A 15,033-nucleotide genomic window follows, 5' to 3' on the forward strand; every position below is an offset into this window, starting at 1 on the left:
ATGCCGTATAAAAGCATTATATACTAAAAAAATTAAGTTGTGTATCTCCGAAAATAGAATTTAATCCCGCATAAAATCAAGGTATGTTAGAATGTAGAATTTACTTTTTCATTCAAGCTGCCATGCTAATCACTTAACACAACAATCCTCTTATCCAATTTCATTATTCTAATTATATTGTAACTCTCTACATGAACTGCGCAAATACAGATGCCCCGACAACTGTCAGCAGACCAGCAACTGCAATTGCAAGACTACTCATAGCACCTTCTACTTCACCAAGTTCCATTGCCTTGGCTGTACCAATGGCATGGGCAGAAGTTCCAAGTGCAAGGCCTTTGGCAATCGGCTCTTCGATGTGTGCCAGTTTGATCACTGTCTCTGCGATCATGTTTCCGAGAACTCCTGTGATGATGATAACTGCAACTGTGATCGTTACGATACCGCCAAGTTCTTCGGAAACGCCCATTCCGATGGCTGTTGTAATAGACTTCGGAAGAAGTGTAACATACTGCTCATGGCTCAGTCTGAACAGCTTGGCAAGAAGTAGCACGCTGACCATACTTGCGATCACACCAGAGATGATTCCGATAGCTACTGCTTTGAGGTTCTTTTTCAGAAGCTCTATCTGCTGATACAACGGAACTGCCAGGCAGACAGTCGCAGGGGTGAGCAGATAGCTGATGTACTGGCCGCTCTGATTATAAGTATCATAATCAATGTGTAATAAAGAGAGAACTGCCATTACCGCAATGATCGCGATCAGAAGCGGGTTAAAGATCGCCATCTTGAATTTTCTCTTTAAAAGAAGTCCTGCCTCATATGCGATCAGGCTGATCGCTGCGCCAAAAAATATGGAATTGCTCATAAATTGTGTCATGATTTCTTCTGTCCTTTCTTTCTGTCCATACGAATAACTGTCTGAGTAATACGCCCCGTCACAATCATAACTACAACCGTGGTAATTACAGTGATCAGAACGATCGGCACACATACAGGTTTCAGTACGCCCCATGCTGTCAGTAGTCCAACACCTGCCGGGATAAACATGACCGGCATGATCTCTATGAGAAATTCAGCTGCTTCTTTGACCTGTTCCAGCTTGATAATGTGTGTTCCCAATGCGATCAGCATGATCACCAGTCCATACACACTTGCAGGTACAGGAAGCGGGATCAGGACATGCAGTCCTTCGCCCATTGCGGATATCAGTAAAATAATCCAGAATTGTCTTACGTATTTCATTTTCAGTCTCCTCTAATTTTCGTTCTTGCATAAGCATATAAATACTTCTGCCGAAACTCTTGTCTGGTCTCTTATTCTACGACTTTTAGCAGTTCAAAACTGTTACTGTTCATATATTAACATATCCCATAATCACAGAATTTACTGTACTGCTACAGGCTTCATCATCCCATTCACCAGATCTTCATACTCCTGGGTTTCCTCAAGAGATGCTCGTCCGGTTCTCTGGATCTTTGTTACGCCAGGATATTGTCCCGGAAAAGATTCCAACATGATTCCATCGCCGTATATCTTTACTTTATCCCCATTTTCCAATACATCATCGGAAATTAATTTTCCTTTCTTATTGTAAATGCCCTCTGCCGGTATGTCTGCGCTGAAAATAGTTCCATTGTTCAGATCCACAAAAACTCCGGTCTTCAGAAATTCTCCTGTCTCGATATAGATTGCAGAAATAGCATTTGCTTCCTCTTTCTGCTCTTCCTCCCTGACCATCTGTGCCTGCTTTCCCACCATATTCCAGAAAGCACCTCCCATTACGGCAAAAATGGCAATCAGAACAATCATACCGATAATAAACTTCCAGTCTCGTTCTTTTTTACTTTTCAAATATTCAACTCCTTCATATTGGTCTAACCAATCCAGGTTCGTTACGTTTTTTTATTATAACGTATTCATCACAAATTGCAAGGCTGTTTCTGAGGAAATCCTGCTGTTTTCCTTCATATATTTATATGTTTTTTAAAAAACACAAAATAATCCGGTCTGATTCGCCTGTCTGATAAGCGAAAAAAGAAAAAGCTTTTACAGGCTTCACAGGCTTTCTGTAAAAACTTTTTCTTCAATAATTTTTTAAGAAATACGCTTATTTATACAGTGGTAAGCAGTGCCTCCATATCACCTTCCAGCTCATATTCGCCGGAACCTGCTGTAATAAAGATACTGTCACCTTTCTTCACTTCCATTGTCTCGCCGCTTGCAGTGATCTTACCTGCGCCGCTCATAACCAGTACACTTACGAAAGAAGTACCGTCAGCTTCTCCTGTCAGTTTCTTTCTTCTCAGACCGTCCAGGATTACTTTGTCTACTGTAAAATATTCGCAGGATGCAACGTGTGGTCCGAAATCTCTGTCTGTAGCTGCAGGCTCACGTTTTGTTACCCGGAGAGCTTTATCTACATGAAGTTCTCTCTCTTTTCCATCCGGTCCTTTGCGTCCGTAATCGTAGACACGGTATGTAACATTAGAGTTCTGCTGAATCTCAGCGATCAGACTTCCGGCACCGATCGCATGGATAGTGCCCGGATCAATGAAGAGTACATCCCCTTTGTGGATCATTACTCTGTTCAAAACTTCCGGCAGAGTATTGTTGCGGATACGTTCTTCGAATTCTTCCTCGGAAACTTCTCTGGAAAATCCATACAGCAGACTTGCACCTTCTGCAGCATCCATTACATACCACATTTCAGTTTTACCATACTGGCCTTCGTTTTTCAGTGCATAGGTATTGTCAGGATGTACCTGAATGGAAAGATCTTTCTTTGCATCAATAAATTTAATCAGAACCGGAAACTGCTCGAAGGACTGGCAGTCTGTTCCCAGAATCTCTTTACCGTTCTCATCAATGTACTGCTGCAGAGTTTTTCCTGCATTCTCGCCGTTTACGATATAGCTCGGTCCATCCGGATGGCAGGACAGTTCCCAGGATTCTGCCAAAGGATCTTTGTCATATTCGATCCCGAACTCTGTTCTTAATCTTGTACCGCCCCAGAGATAATCCTTGCAGCTTGGTTTTAATTTAAAAATTGCCATTTGTAAATTCCTCCATTTACTTTTGGGCACGCCTGAGAAGTTCCCCTGCGTGCCCTTTTTACTTTGCTACCTGTCTACTATTTTACTTATCAAGACAGATATTTCAATCTCTATCTGCAATTAATTTTAACTTTTCGTTTTGCGCATTCATATCATTGCCTGCCAGAGAAAACTGACTCTTTGCAACTGACTCATAATCTTCTCTGGATAACATTGAAATCACACAATTAAAGTTCAACAACTGCTTTAGATAATGCTTCCAGCTTGTCTTCGGCATCCTGTGCGTCTGCACCTTTCACACCTGCATAGTATTTGATCTTCGGCTCTGTTCCGGATGGTCTTACGCAGAACCATGCGCCATCTTCCAGTTCAAAGTACAGTACATTAGATTCTGGTAATGTCAGTGCTGAAGTCTCGCCTGTTGCGATATCTGTGCGGACGCTCTTCTTATAGTCTTCCAGTGCAGTTACCTTGAATGGACCAACCTGTTTCGGAGGCTCATTTCTCAGTGCGTCCATCAGACCATCAATCTTTGCTTTTCCTTCCATTCCCTGGAATGTCTGGAAGAAGAGGCTTTCTTTGTAGAAGCCATATTTCTGGTACAGATTCTGCATCTGCTCGCAGAGTGTGATTCCTTTTGATTTATAATAAGCTGCGGCCTCGCAGAGAGCCATAACAGCTACAACTGCATCTTTATCTCTTGCGTGAGTACCTTCCAGGCATCCATAGCTTTCTTCGTATCCAAAGAGGAATTCATGATCGTGGTTCTGCTCAAAGAATTTGATCTGCTCTCCGATATATTTGAATCCTGTCAGAGTTTCGATCAGTTCTACATTGTATTCTTTTGCGATAGCTCTTGCCATTTTTCCGGAAACGATAGTTGTTACAACTGCACCATTCTCAGGAAGCATGCCAAGTTCTTTTCTCTGGGAAAGGAGATATTCCAGGATCAGCATTCCGGACATATTTCCTGTGAAGCTTTCGTACTCTCCGGTCTTCTCATTCTTTGCATAGATTCCAAGTCTGTCTGCATCCGGGTCAGTAGCCAGAACGATATCTGCGTCTACTTCCTTCGCAAGTTTCAGAGCCAGTGTAAATGCATTCTTGTCTTCCGGGTTCGGATAGCTTACTGTCGGGAAATCTCCGTCAGGAAGTTCCTGCTCTTTTACTACATAAACGTTGTTGAATCCAAGTTCTTTCAGTACACGTCTTACCGGAATATTACCTGTTCCGTGAAGAGGTGTGTAAACGATTTTCAGCTTATCTGCCTGCTCTTTGATGGCTTCCGGACGGAGAACCAGTTTCTTAAGAGCTTCCATGTATTTGTCATCAATTTCTTCACCGATCACTTCATAAAGACCGGCTGCCTTTGCATCTTCTTCAGACATTGTCTTCACCTGGGCGAAATCTGTGATTGCCTGAACTTCAGTAATAATCTGTTTATCCTTAGGAGCTGTGATCTGCGCGCCGTCCTCCCAGTAAACTTTGTATCCGTTGTACTGTGGCGGATTGTGGCTTGCAGTTACTACCACACCAGCTGTGCAGCCTAACTCACGAAGTGCGAAAGAAAGCATTGGAGTCGGACGCAGGGATGGGAAAATGTAAGCTTTGATTCCGTTTGCTGCCATGCAGAGAGCTGTCTCTTTTGCAAATTCCGGTGACATATGTCTGGAATCAAATGCAATGGCAACACCCTTTGACTGTGCATTTTCTTTGATAATAAAGTTTGCCAGACCCTGAGTTGCTTTTCTTACTGTATAAATGTTCATACGGTTAGTGCCGGCACCCAGGATTCCTCTCAGTCCGCCTGTACCAAATTCAAGATCTTTGTAAAATCTCTCTTTGATCTCCTGAGGATCATCTGCGATGGCTTTTAACTCGGCTCTTGTATCTGCGTCAAAATACTCATCCTCACACCAACGCTGATAGGTATTATTCATGATCAGTTCGCAGCGCTGTTTTACACAGTCAGGAGAACGATGAGGATCTCTTGGTGTGTTAAACAGATAATCTTCCAGTTTATCAATTGTAGTTGTTGCCACATGCATTCTGGTATCGCAGGATGCATAATAGATATAAATATCTCCGTTCTCCTTTGCGATAGCGCCGTTTGTAAATACTACATTGGAAACATCTCCGACTCTCTCTTTTCCAAGTGGTACAAGAAATACACCGGATGGCTCAGCGATCACTTTGGAAGGATCATTCAAATCAGTTCCGAATACATAGAGGACATAACGAAGTCCTGCTGCTGTATTTCTTACACCGTGAGCAATATTGATCCAGCATTTCTTACCTCTGATCGGCACTGCACCTGCACCGTTCTTGGACTCTGTCAGAGTATGATAAATTCTCTTGCTGATAATCTTCTCCTCATCGATCACTGCATGTTCAATATCATCACAGAGACCAAATCCGATTCCTCCGCCGCTTCCTGTTTCAATGAAACCGTCCATAGGCCGTGTGTAGAATGCATATTTGCCGTCTACAAATTCTGGATGAAGAACCACATTTCTCTGCTGCGGAGAATGAAGTGTTTTCAGATTATCAAGGCGCTCCCATGTCTTGAGGTCTTTTGTTCTTACGATACCTGCTTCTGCAACTGCTGCGGAAAGATCCGGATTTGTTTTATCCTTACTCTCGGAACAGAACACACCATAAATCCAACCATCTTCATGTTTGGTCAGACGCATGTCATATACGTTTGTTTCTTCCGGGCAGGTATCCGGAAGCTGTACCGGATAATCCCAGAAATGGAATCCATCGATTCCTGTATCGCTCTCTGCTACTGCAAAGAAAGATTTACGGTCATTTCCTTCTACACGGACAACCAGATAATATTTACCGTTCAGTTCAATGGCACCGGAGTTCATCACAGCATTGATTCCAAGACGTTCCTGGAAATTCGGGTTTGTCTTCGGGTTCAGGTCATATCTCCATTCAACCGGCGCGAACTCTCTTGTCAGTACCGGATATTCGTAACGGTCATAAATTCCATTGTAAAAATCTGTCTTCTGATTTTTTCTTGCGATCAGTTTCTCTACTTTCGCTTTTTCAACGTAATACTGTTTATTCAGCATCTTTCATCCTCCTTATAACTTCCATACACATACGTCCGTTGTGATACGGGCATTTCCATGGTTCCACGATTGGTTCCTCTGCAGGTGTGTGATCTTCGTTCACATACCAGAACCACTCAGAGCCTTCTCTCGGGTCAAGCATATAAGTTTTGATGTAATTCCATACATCTTCGGCAGCCTGCAGATATTCCTTCTTCTCCGGATGTTTCTGATATCCGTTCAGGAATCCGACCACTGTCTCTGCCTGTACCCACCAGACTCTCTTTGTATCATTCACACCATTCTCACACTCGTTCATCAGAGAATGATCCACATAAGCTCTGTTATAAATATTCTCTACGATCTGTGCTGTGATTGGTGCGATCTTCGCTGTATATTTTTCGTCACCCAGTACCTCAAGACCTCTGTCCATCAGCCAGGATGTCTCAATATCATGTCCATAAGAATACAGATCAATCAGACTGTTCCATGTTCTGTCAAAAAATACTTCCTGTCTGCCAAGTTCCCTGTTGTAAACTTTGTCAGCAAAAATATCCATCATAAAGCGGAGTCTGTCGCCTGTTCTCTCATCCTTTGTCACACGATAAAACTCTGTGTACGCTTCAAAAACATGGAGAAGCGTATTCATTGTTTTCTCTGCGATAACGCCGTTCTCAGAGAGCTTGTCATTCTCTTCCGGCTCAAATTTACGGTTAAATGCTTCCAGATATCCGTACTCGTCTGTACATCTGTCCTCGATCACGTTCTGAAGTTCTCTGGCGATCTCCAACGCTTCCTCATTTCCTGTTGCATCATAATAGGAAGAAAGAGCGTAGATTGCAAACGCCTGATTATATGTATGTTTGATAGTATCTGCCGGTTTTCCGTCATATGTGACAGACCAGAAAACTCCACCAAACTCTCTGTCCAGACATTTCTCTTTCAGAAATGCATATGCATGATCTGCATCCTCTTTCAGCTTCTCCTGACCCAAAGTCATATAGGCATTGGCAAAGAACCACAGGATTCTGCTGTTTAAAATGCATCCTTTTTCATAATCCTTCTGTACCTTAAGGTCATAACCCATATAGCCATAATATCCGCCATTCTCTTCATCCCTCAGATTCTCCCAGAAAGGGATGAGCTTCTGCTTTAATTCTTCCTCAATTTCCTTTGCAAATGTACCCATTTTCTTCCTCCTGATACAAACAAGTCCCCACCCACTGCTTATTGCTTTTTTGCAAACTCAGCAGGGGACTTCCCTGATTTGGTTAAATTATTTTTACAGATGCTTTTTATCTTCATCTTATCTCTGTTTGTAAATAAAGTCCAGCAATTTCACTGCATTTTCCATATTCTCAGCTCCCTGCGCTATTGACAGTACAGGCGTCTGGATCTTTGTTTTAATATCACTGATCCTGCTTGCGGAAATGTCCACTCCATAAGGAAGTTCCTCACCTTTTGCGGTTGAATGATCCTCAAAAGAATCTGTATCTTCATCTTTATATCCGGCTGCTTTCACATACAGATCTGCATATTTTGAAGAAACACCGGGAACAGTACTGATATCCTGAAAAAAAACATAACCTGCCAGTTCTTTGTACACAGCTTCATCCGCTATGACCACATCAATCTGCTTATTATAAAGATACACTTCCAGCTTCTCAAGGCCTCCATCATCCATATAAAAGCTGTCATCGATTATTATTTTCCGATATTTTCCATCTGCGCCCAGATATTCTGTAAGCTCTTCTTTCAATTTCTCAGTTCCTTCTGTCTGTAAGACTTCATCAACCACAGCCACATAGAGTACTGTGTCTTCTTTTGACTTACTTATAAAATTCCATACAAACAGAACAACTGCCAGGATAATTCCTGTAAAAACCAGCAGCTTCACCAGATAGTAATCCAGAAAATACTGCATTCTCTGATGTCGGTTCATTTCTGACCATTTTTCTTTTTCTGTCTTTTCTTCTCTTTTCTGATAAAGATAAGCATCATCATCAAGTGCTGTTTTCTTCATTGCATCACCTTTCCGCCCGAAAGTTCAGAGATACTGCCGAGCATTTCCGGAAACCATTTACAGATTATTGCCATTCTCCCGAATCACATCTCTGTACCAATATGCAGAATCCTTCAGAATTCTCTGTTGATTTCTGAAATCCACATACACAAGCCCGAAACGCTGGGCATATCCTTCTGCCCATTCAAAGTTATCCATCAGCGACCACTGAAAATATCCTCTCAGGTCAATCTCCGAAGCTGCTCTCTTCAGCTCGTGAAGGTAACGTGCCAGAAAATCAATTCTGTTTGGATCGTGGACTTTTCCATCCAGCGAGATCACATCATGACAGGAAATTCCATTCTCAGTAATATATATTGGTTTTTGATAGCGTTCATATAAGAACTTCGGCCCCCAGTAAAGTACTTCCGGTGTTACCGGCCAGTCGATAGCTGTTCTCGGAAAACCTGCATAGCGTTTCACATCTTCCGGTTTCCCGTCAGCCCCCATGCGGACACATCTTCCATTGTAGATATTCTGTCCGTAAACATCGATGGGCTCAGAAATCAGCTTCATATCTTCTTCTGTAATCTTTGGCAGATATGGTTCATAGCGTTTCAGCCCTTCTTCCGGATAATAGCCAAGGAGAACCGGGTCTGACCACCAGGAAACATTCCATGTCCAGTTACTGTCATCCGGCTGCAGAGCAAACATTGCCTGTCTTGCCGCCTCAATATCCTCCGGCTTCTCTGTTTCCGGATAAACCATACCGCAGGTAGGTGCATAGCCAATAACAAGCGGCTGTCTGCCATACTGACGCAGCATCCGGACTGCCTGTCCATGGGCTTTCATTACATTATGTGCCATCTCAAAGGTATCGCGTAAAGGTGATTTCAGCCCTGGAGCATGTACCCCTGTCAGGAATCCAAGTCCTACAAAACACTGAGGCTCATTTAATGTAAAATAATGTGTCACTCTGTCGCTGAATCGTTCGGCTACAAGCTTTGCGTATTCGCCAAACCACTCTACGATCTGAGGATTCATCCAGCCTCCCCTTTTATAGATTTCATAGGGAAGTTCCCAGTGATACAGAGTAATGTACGGTTCAATCCCATTGTCCAGAAGCTCGTCGATCAGTGCATTATAAAACGCAATACCCTTCTCATTTACTTTTCCATATCCATCAGGAAGCACTCTTGTCCAGTCAATGGAGAAACGATAAGCCTTCAGTCCCATCTCTTTCATGATCTTTACATCTTCCGGATATCTGTGATAATGATCACAGGCAGTTTCTCCTGTATGACCTTCAAACACATGTCCCGGCTCTTTTGTATAAACATCCCAGATATGTTCTCCCTTTCCTTCGCCTTTTACAGCACCTTCTATCTGATAGGAACTGGTTGCAGTTCCCCATGCAAAATCTTCTCTGAATCCCATAATCGGTTCTCCCTGTCTATTATTCGGTAATAATGTAACTGCTATTTCACGCCACGATCAAAGACATCAGGTAAAATGGCGTTGCGTCTTTATTGTTATCCGGCAGGATTTCAATTTCTACCGTATGAGTTTTGTTTTCCCCATGGTGAAGGATTGGTTCCAGATACAGGCAGTCACCCCAGTCTTCATCGAAATTTGCATCAAGAAGTATCTCATTGGCTCTGTCCCCGTCCAACACAAGCTTTGCACGTAGTGCAGGCTTATGAATAGTTTTTCTGTACTGTACCGCAACACAGGAGCCTTCTGTCTCAAAAGCAACCTTATCTCCCGGCTTCTTTCCAATCCATCCGTTTTTAAAGTGATCCAGATGTCCTGTTTTCTCTTCTGTATCTGCCCGGAATCCTGCAAGCTCCGGAGAAATTTCCCGGATTGTCAGTCGTCTGGCATTTTCATATGCATTCTCAGTCATTGGTTCCGGGAGCGTCAGCTCATCTTCCGGTTCTGCCATATGACTTCGAACCTCTTCCAGAAATGCAATGATCTTCTCTGCCACCAGTTTATGGCCTTTATCATTTGGATGAAGACCGTCCGGTGTCAGTTCTTCTCTTGTATATTTTCCCTGCTGCATTTCCTGATACAGAGTATCTTTCATGCTGACATGAGGAACCTGATACCGGTTACCCACTGCATTGTGAAAATCCTGAGCAGTTTTTCCTGTGTCATAAAATACATTGTTCAGGATTACCACTGCAGGTTCTGATTTCCACTGAAGAAGTTTACGTATGACACCTTCATAGGTTTCCTGGAAAAATTCATCCGGTTCGTCATTCACACTGAAATCCACCACTACAAAATCCGGCTGATACATCAGCACATCCGTAACAGCTCTGGAAACTCCATAATGAGAAGTTGTTCCTCCGATCCCGCCATTTACATAGTGAAATTTCCCATTTTGAAAGGTTTCCTTCCACCAGGTAAACACTCTGTAGGCATATGTATTCTCATGCTCAGCGGCAAGGCTTCCCTGGGTAATGGAACCTCCCAGGAAACCAATGGTCAGTTCTTCGCCTCTCTGCGCTCTTGCCATACAGTTTTTCAGTCTTGAAAGATTTATCTTTTCCATCACTTCTCCCATCCCTTCACATTCAGTTTCTCTATATAATCAGCCAGCTCCTGAGACATTTCCTCTGCCTCCGGAATACGCAGATGTCCGGGAGTACCCTTTCCATTTCGTGTAAAAAGACACTGGGTGATATCCGGATGATCCAGTTCTTTCACAACTTCCCCGATTGATCTGTCCCAGGACTCATCATGGCAGAGCAGGGTTGTGCAGCAGACAATTTTGGCTTCCGGATACTGTTTCTTCAGCCCTTCTATAAATGCCTTATAATGCTCTCTCCACTGCTTTGATCTCTCACTGTTGTAGTCTTCTTTCATGTAGTCGTCCGGATGATTATCATTCTGACCGATTGCCACAATTACCACCTGCGGTGTATATTTGGAGAAATCCCACTCTGTTGCATTCCCAAACAGTGGATTATAATGTATTTTATTCCAGGCTGTTTCCATTCCGATTGCTTCCGGTTCATAAAACCAGCCGGTATGATCCCTCAGAGCAATTCCACCCTGAGCAACATCATGGATCTGCGCATTCAATCTTCTCGCAGTCATCCATGCATAAGAATACCAGCTGTTGGAATATTCGCCATTATGTTCCGGGTCTTCTTTTCCCGTGTAGTCCACAGCCTCAGATACCTCACCTGCTGATACAGAATCTCCATACACTTCGATTCTTCTTTCCGGCAACGGATCTGAATCCAAGATTTCTGCTCCCTGACCAAGCTCAAATCCCAGGAAAGTAAGTTCATGGCAGGAATCCTGTCTCTTGAAAATCATCACTTCATGTTCCGTTTTCTCTGATCCCTTTACCGGAATATCCAACAGCGCTTCCCCCTCTTTGGTAAGAAGAACGGAACTTTGCTCCCCATCCAGAAGCACTCCCAAATAATTGTTCCAATAAGCATTATGGTTCTTCACATGAACTTTCAAAACGTTTCCTGTAAATTTCATTTTTACAAATGTACACGGAAATACAAAAATCGGTTCCAGCGGATTACTCCAGTCAATTCTTCCACTGTAAATCAATTTCTTATGATCTGCTAAAATTGTCATTCTTCCTGCCCTCTGTCTTCTATAATCTCATAATCTCCCATATTACTGATCAGTACAGCGAAAATTAAGTTTCTGCTATATTCGCTGTACTAGCCGGTAAGGCAAAACAGGAGCCTCACGCCATCACACATGGCACGACGCCCCTGTCTCATCCTGTTTTATAATTGTAGGTTGATTATCTCTTTCCGATCTCTGTATCTTCTTCTGTCACAACACTGTGTTTTTTAATATAGGAAACAATCTCATCAACTTCTGTAAATGCAAGACCTACATAAGTATCTGCACATCCATAATAGATAGCAATCTTTCCGCTTTCCGCATCATGGATTGTTGCGCATGGGAATGTGACATTCGGAACAAATCCACGTTCTTCATACCATTCTTCCGGTGTGAGGAGGAAAGTATCGCAACGGTATTTCACAACAGATGGATTGTCAATATCAAGAATTGCTCCACCAATGCTGTATACATATCCATTGCAGGTTCCTGTTACACCGTGATAGAAAAGGAGCCATCCTTCAGAAGTTTCGATAGGAGCTGCACCACCGCCGATCTTTACATTCTGCCACCATTCTCTTCCTTTTCCCATTACATGGCGGTGTTTACCCCAGTATTCCATATCCGGGCTTTCGGAAATAAAGATATCACCAAATGGAGTATGTCCACTGTCACTTGGGCGAGAAAGCATCATGAATTTATCATTGATCTTTCTCGGGAAAAGAACTGCATTTCTGTTAAATGGAAGGAATGGATTTTCAATTCTTGTAAAGGTTTTGAAATCCTGTGTTTTTGCAATACCGATTGCTGCGCCATAGAAATCCTGGCACCAGATGATATAATAAGTGTCTTCTACCTTTACCAGTCTTGGATCGTATGCATATTTCGGCATAAAATCATTTCCGTTTTCATCCTTGAAAGGAATTTTTTCTTTGTCAAAATCCCAGTGGATGGCATCCTTGCTTCTTCCAAGGTAGATATATGGAATACCGTTTGTCTGTTCTCCACGGAACACACCGATGAATTCTCCTTCATATGGCATAACTGCACTGTTAAAAATACGTGCAACACCTTCTGATGGATTACGTCCGATAATCGGGTTTTCACTGTATCTCCATACCGGGATTTCTGATTTATCTTTTTTGTCAGCAGGTCTGTCCTGCCATGGCATATTAGGAACGTTTGGTCCGATGATCTTTACTTCGCTCATTTAAATAGTCCTCCTGTTAATTATTGTTAGTATTCATAGTAATATCAGCCTTTTACAGCACCCTGTGTCAGTCCACTGTAAATCTGCTTCTGACAGAGAATAAACACGATCAGAGCCGGAAGCATAGTGATAATGACACCTGCACAGATGTAGTTGTACTGATTTCCCAACGGTCCTGTAAATTTAAAAAGTGAAGTAGCTACTGTAACCAGATGGTTTTTATCCTGCAGGTAAAGGTTCGCATTATAGTATTCGTTATATACGCCAACACCTTTCAGGATCATAACTGTTATGATTGCCGGTTTCAGCAGCGGGAATAAAATTCGGAAGAATACACCAAAATAGGTACATCCATCCATAATTGCTGATTCATCCAGTGCAATGGAAATATTTTCAAAGAACTGGATAAATATGTAGATAGATATAATATCTGTTCCGCACATCATTACAATATATCCCGGAAGGAAGTTAATCCATCCAATGGTATACATGATCTGATATACGGATACCTGCATGGCAATACCAGGAAGCAGGGATGCAAAAAGGAACAGATTTCTGATCAGTCCGTTTCCTTTGAATTTAAAACGGCTCAGTACATATGCGATCATAGAGCCTGTCAGGATAGAACCGGCCAGTACAAATACCAGAATGATAAAAGAGTTTCTGAAAGCAACACCCATGTTTGCCTGTTTCCATGCCTGGATAAAGTTTTCAACATATGTCCAGCTCTTGGGAAGTGTCATAACATTGGTGGAAGCATACTCTTCCGGATTTTTAAACGCTGTGATCACACACACGACCAGCGGAAGTATTGACACAAATGCACCCAGGATCAAAGTGAAATACTTTAACACAACCAGGATTCCTTTTTTTAATTTCGCTGCTGTCATCAGTGTGTGCCCCCTTTCGCTTCCATAGCCAGACGTTTCTCACGTTTTCTGACTGTTCTGATTGCCTCCTGATCACCAACTCCGAAGAAGTATCTTTCAACCCATTTCTGAATAGCTGTGGCGATCATAATCAGAACCAACAATACAATCGCCATTGCAGATGCAAGACCAACCTTCTGATTTTCATGTGCCAGTTTATTCATGATTACAAAGTAACTTCCTGTTCCAAAGTTACCGCCTGTAATAACATAAGGTGGCTCGAACACACTCAGAGAACCAGTAATGGAAAGAATCATATTTAATACAACGATTGTTTTAATGCTTGGAAGGATTACATAACGGAATTTCGCCCATCCGTTTGCACCGTCAATCTCAGCTGCTTCATAAAGAGAAGAATCCACAGACATGATCGCACCGATGAACAATACCATCTGCTGTCCCATATATCTCCAGATAGAGGTTGCAGCTACCGAAATATTGTTAATACGTGTATCTTTCAGCCAATAAGGAAGATTATCCAGCTGAAAGCCGCACCACTGAAGTACGGTATCAAGAACGAAGCCTCTGGTATAGAAGAATTTAAATACGAAACCTACTGCAATACCACATACCAGATATGGGAAAAACATAAATCCTTTGAATAAACCGCTGCATTTTGTTTTGAAACTCAGAATAGTTGCAAAATAAAGGGCAAGTCCCAACTGGATAAAAGAGGCAAATATGTAGTAAATACTGATTTTCAAAGCCCGGAAACAATCATCTCTGGTAAACACATCAATATAGTTTTTCCAGCCTACGAATTTACGTGCTCCGATATATTTCATATCATAGAAGCTGAACTGTACCATTTTTCCAAATGGAATATAAGTAAATACAATAAGCAGGAGCAGTGGTACCAGCATAAATGTAAAAATACAGAGATTACGGTTTACTTTTCCTGATTGTATCCAGCGAACAAATCCATTCTTCTGTTTCATGAATTTCTCTCCTTTCTCCCAAAGAAATGGCAGGGATCTTTCACCCTGCCATTTGTAATGTTTCCAAAACCTCCTGTAAAGGATCACAGGTCATTTATTGTTACTGTTCACTGCCAATGTCATTAACTTAAGAGATTGTTGCTTGTTAAACGGGCAATGATCTCTCTGATACCTACTTGATATTTTCTAAAATATTACTTGACAAATACTCCTCAATATGCGGCGTTATTACT

13 protein-coding genes and 1 pseudogene are annotated in these 15,033 nt (G+C 42.3%); all 14 read right to left on the minus strand.

The features are described from left to right. Positions 1-187: 187 nt before the first annotated feature. The gene (locus KQI87_RS13835; RefSeq protein WP_216460646.1) at positions 188-880 is read right to left on the minus strand and encodes an LrgB family protein; all 693 of its coding nucleotides are present in this window, start codon (positions 878-880) and stop codon (positions 188-190) included. Continuing rightward, on the minus strand, positions 877-1,245 hold the full coding sequence (locus KQI87_RS13840; protein ID WP_216460647.1) for a CidA/LrgA family protein: 369 nt from the start codon (positions 1,243-1,245) through the stop codon (positions 877-879). Before KQI87_RS13840 ends, KQI87_RS13835 begins: the two co-directional genes overlap by 4 nt. Positions 1,246-1,386: 141 nt before the next feature. Then, positions 1,387-1,854: a hypothetical protein gene (locus tag KQI87_RS13845; RefSeq protein WP_216460648.1), complete on the minus strand. Its 468-nt coding sequence runs from the start codon at positions 1,852-1,854 to the stop codon at positions 1,387-1,389. A 260-nt stretch (positions 1,855-2,114) separates the two neighbouring features. Next, a complete protein-coding gene (locus KQI87_RS13850) occupies positions 2,115-3,056 on the minus strand; it encodes a type I phosphomannose isomerase catalytic subunit (RefSeq protein ID WP_216460649.1) in 942 nt (313 codons plus the stop codon). A 227-nt stretch (positions 3,057-3,283) separates the two neighbouring features. Then, positions 3,284-4,996, minus strand: coding sequence for a phospho-sugar mutase (locus KQI87_RS17375; protein WP_216460658.1), 1,713 nt, complete (start codon positions 4,994-4,996; stop codon positions 3,284-3,286). Next, positions 4,988-6,136: pseudogene (locus KQI87_RS17380) on the minus strand (glycoside hydrolase family 130 protein); the annotation flags it as partial. The gene KQI87_RS17375 and the pseudogene KQI87_RS17380, both read right to left, overlap by 9 nt. After that, the gene (locus KQI87_RS13865; protein ID WP_216460650.1) at positions 6,126-7,304 is read right to left on the minus strand and encodes an AGE family epimerase/isomerase; all 1,179 of its coding nucleotides are present in this window, start codon (positions 7,302-7,304) and stop codon (positions 6,126-6,128) included. The gene KQI87_RS13865 and the pseudogene KQI87_RS17380, both read right to left, overlap by 11 nt. Positions 7,305-7,421: 117 nt before the next feature. After that, a complete protein-coding gene (locus tag KQI87_RS13870) occupies positions 7,422-8,138 on the minus strand; it encodes a hypothetical protein (RefSeq protein WP_216460651.1) in 717 nt (238 codons plus the stop codon). Positions 8,139-8,195: 57 nt separating this feature from the next. Next, a complete protein-coding gene (locus tag KQI87_RS13875; protein WP_216460652.1) occupies positions 8,196-9,554 on the minus strand; it encodes a GH1 family beta-glucosidase in 1,359 nt (452 codons plus the stop codon). Positions 9,555-9,600: 46 nt separating this feature from the next. Next, on the minus strand, positions 9,601-10,677 hold the full coding sequence (locus KQI87_RS13880; RefSeq protein ID WP_216460653.1) for an SGNH/GDSL hydrolase family protein: 1,077 nt from the start codon (positions 10,675-10,677) through the stop codon (positions 9,601-9,603). Then, positions 10,677-11,726 (minus strand): GDSL-type esterase/lipase family protein, encoded by a 1,050-nt coding sequence (locus tag KQI87_RS13885; RefSeq protein WP_216460654.1) that lies wholly within the window; start codon positions 11,724-11,726, stop codon positions 10,677-10,679. Before KQI87_RS13885 ends, KQI87_RS13880 begins: the two co-directional genes overlap by 1 nt. 175 nt (positions 11,727-11,901) lie before the next feature. Next, positions 11,902-12,933, minus strand: a complete 1,032-nt coding sequence (locus KQI87_RS13890) for a glycoside hydrolase family 130 protein (RefSeq protein WP_216460655.1) — start codon at positions 12,931-12,933, stop codon at positions 11,902-11,904. A 44-nt stretch (positions 12,934-12,977) separates the two neighbouring features. After that, the gene (locus tag KQI87_RS13895) at positions 12,978-13,823 is read right to left on the minus strand and encodes a carbohydrate ABC transporter permease (RefSeq protein ID WP_216460656.1); all 846 of its coding nucleotides are present in this window, start codon (positions 13,821-13,823) and stop codon (positions 12,978-12,980) included. Next, a complete protein-coding gene (locus tag KQI87_RS13900) occupies positions 13,823-14,800 on the minus strand; it encodes a carbohydrate ABC transporter permease (protein ID WP_216460657.1) in 978 nt (325 codons plus the stop codon). Before KQI87_RS13900 ends, KQI87_RS13895 begins: the two co-directional genes overlap by 1 nt. Between the last annotated feature and the right edge of the window lie 233 nt (positions 14,801-15,033).

Origin of the sequence: Blautia sp. MSJ-9 (assembly GCF_018919065.1) — a bacterium.
In the GTDB taxonomy this organism is placed as follows: Bacteria; Bacillota; Clostridia; order Lachnospirales; family Lachnospiraceae; genus Blautia_A.

Bases quoted from the DNA above. Each gene is read 5' to 3' on its own strand.
- KQI87_RS13835 (WP_216460646.1), bottom strand. From the start codon at position 880: ATGACACAATTTATGAGCAATTCCATATTTTTTGGCGCAGCGATCAGC.
- KQI87_RS13840 (WP_216460647.1), bottom strand. From the start codon at position 1,245: ATGAAATACGTAAGACAATTCTGGATTATTTTACTGATATCCGCAATG.
- KQI87_RS13850 (WP_216460649.1), bottom strand. From the start codon at position 3,056: ATGGCAATTTTTAAATTAAAACCAAGCTGCAAGGATTATCTCTGGGGC.
- KQI87_RS17375 (WP_216460658.1), bottom strand. From the start codon at position 4,996: ATGAATAATACCTATCAGCGTTGGTGTGAGGATGAGTATTTTGACGCA.
- KQI87_RS13865 (WP_216460650.1), bottom strand. From the start codon at position 7,304: ATGGGTACATTTGCAAAGGAAATTGAGGAAGAATTAAAGCAGAAGCTC.
- KQI87_RS13870 (WP_216460651.1), bottom strand. From the start codon at position 8,138: ATGAAGAAAACAGCACTTGATGATGATGCTTATCTTTATCAGAAAAGA.
- KQI87_RS13875 (WP_216460652.1), bottom strand. From the start codon at position 9,554: ATGGGATTCAGAGAAGATTTTGCATGGGGAACTGCAACCAGTTCCTAT.
- KQI87_RS13880 (WP_216460653.1), bottom strand. From the start codon at position 10,677: ATGGAAAAGATAAATCTTTCAAGACTGAAAAACTGTATGGCAAGAGCG.
- KQI87_RS13885 (WP_216460654.1), bottom strand. From the start codon at position 11,726: ATGACAATTTTAGCAGATCATAAGAAATTGATTTACAGTGGAAGAATT.
- KQI87_RS13890 (WP_216460655.1), bottom strand. From the start codon at position 12,933: ATGAGCGAAGTAAAGATCATCGGACCAAACGTTCCTAATATGCCATGG.
- KQI87_RS13895 (WP_216460656.1), bottom strand. From the start codon at position 13,823: ATGACAGCAGCGAAATTAAAAAAAGGAATCCTGGTTGTGTTAAAGTAT.
- KQI87_RS13900 (WP_216460657.1), bottom strand. From the start codon at position 14,800: ATGAAACAGAAGAATGGATTTGTTCGCTGGATACAATCAGGAAAAGTA.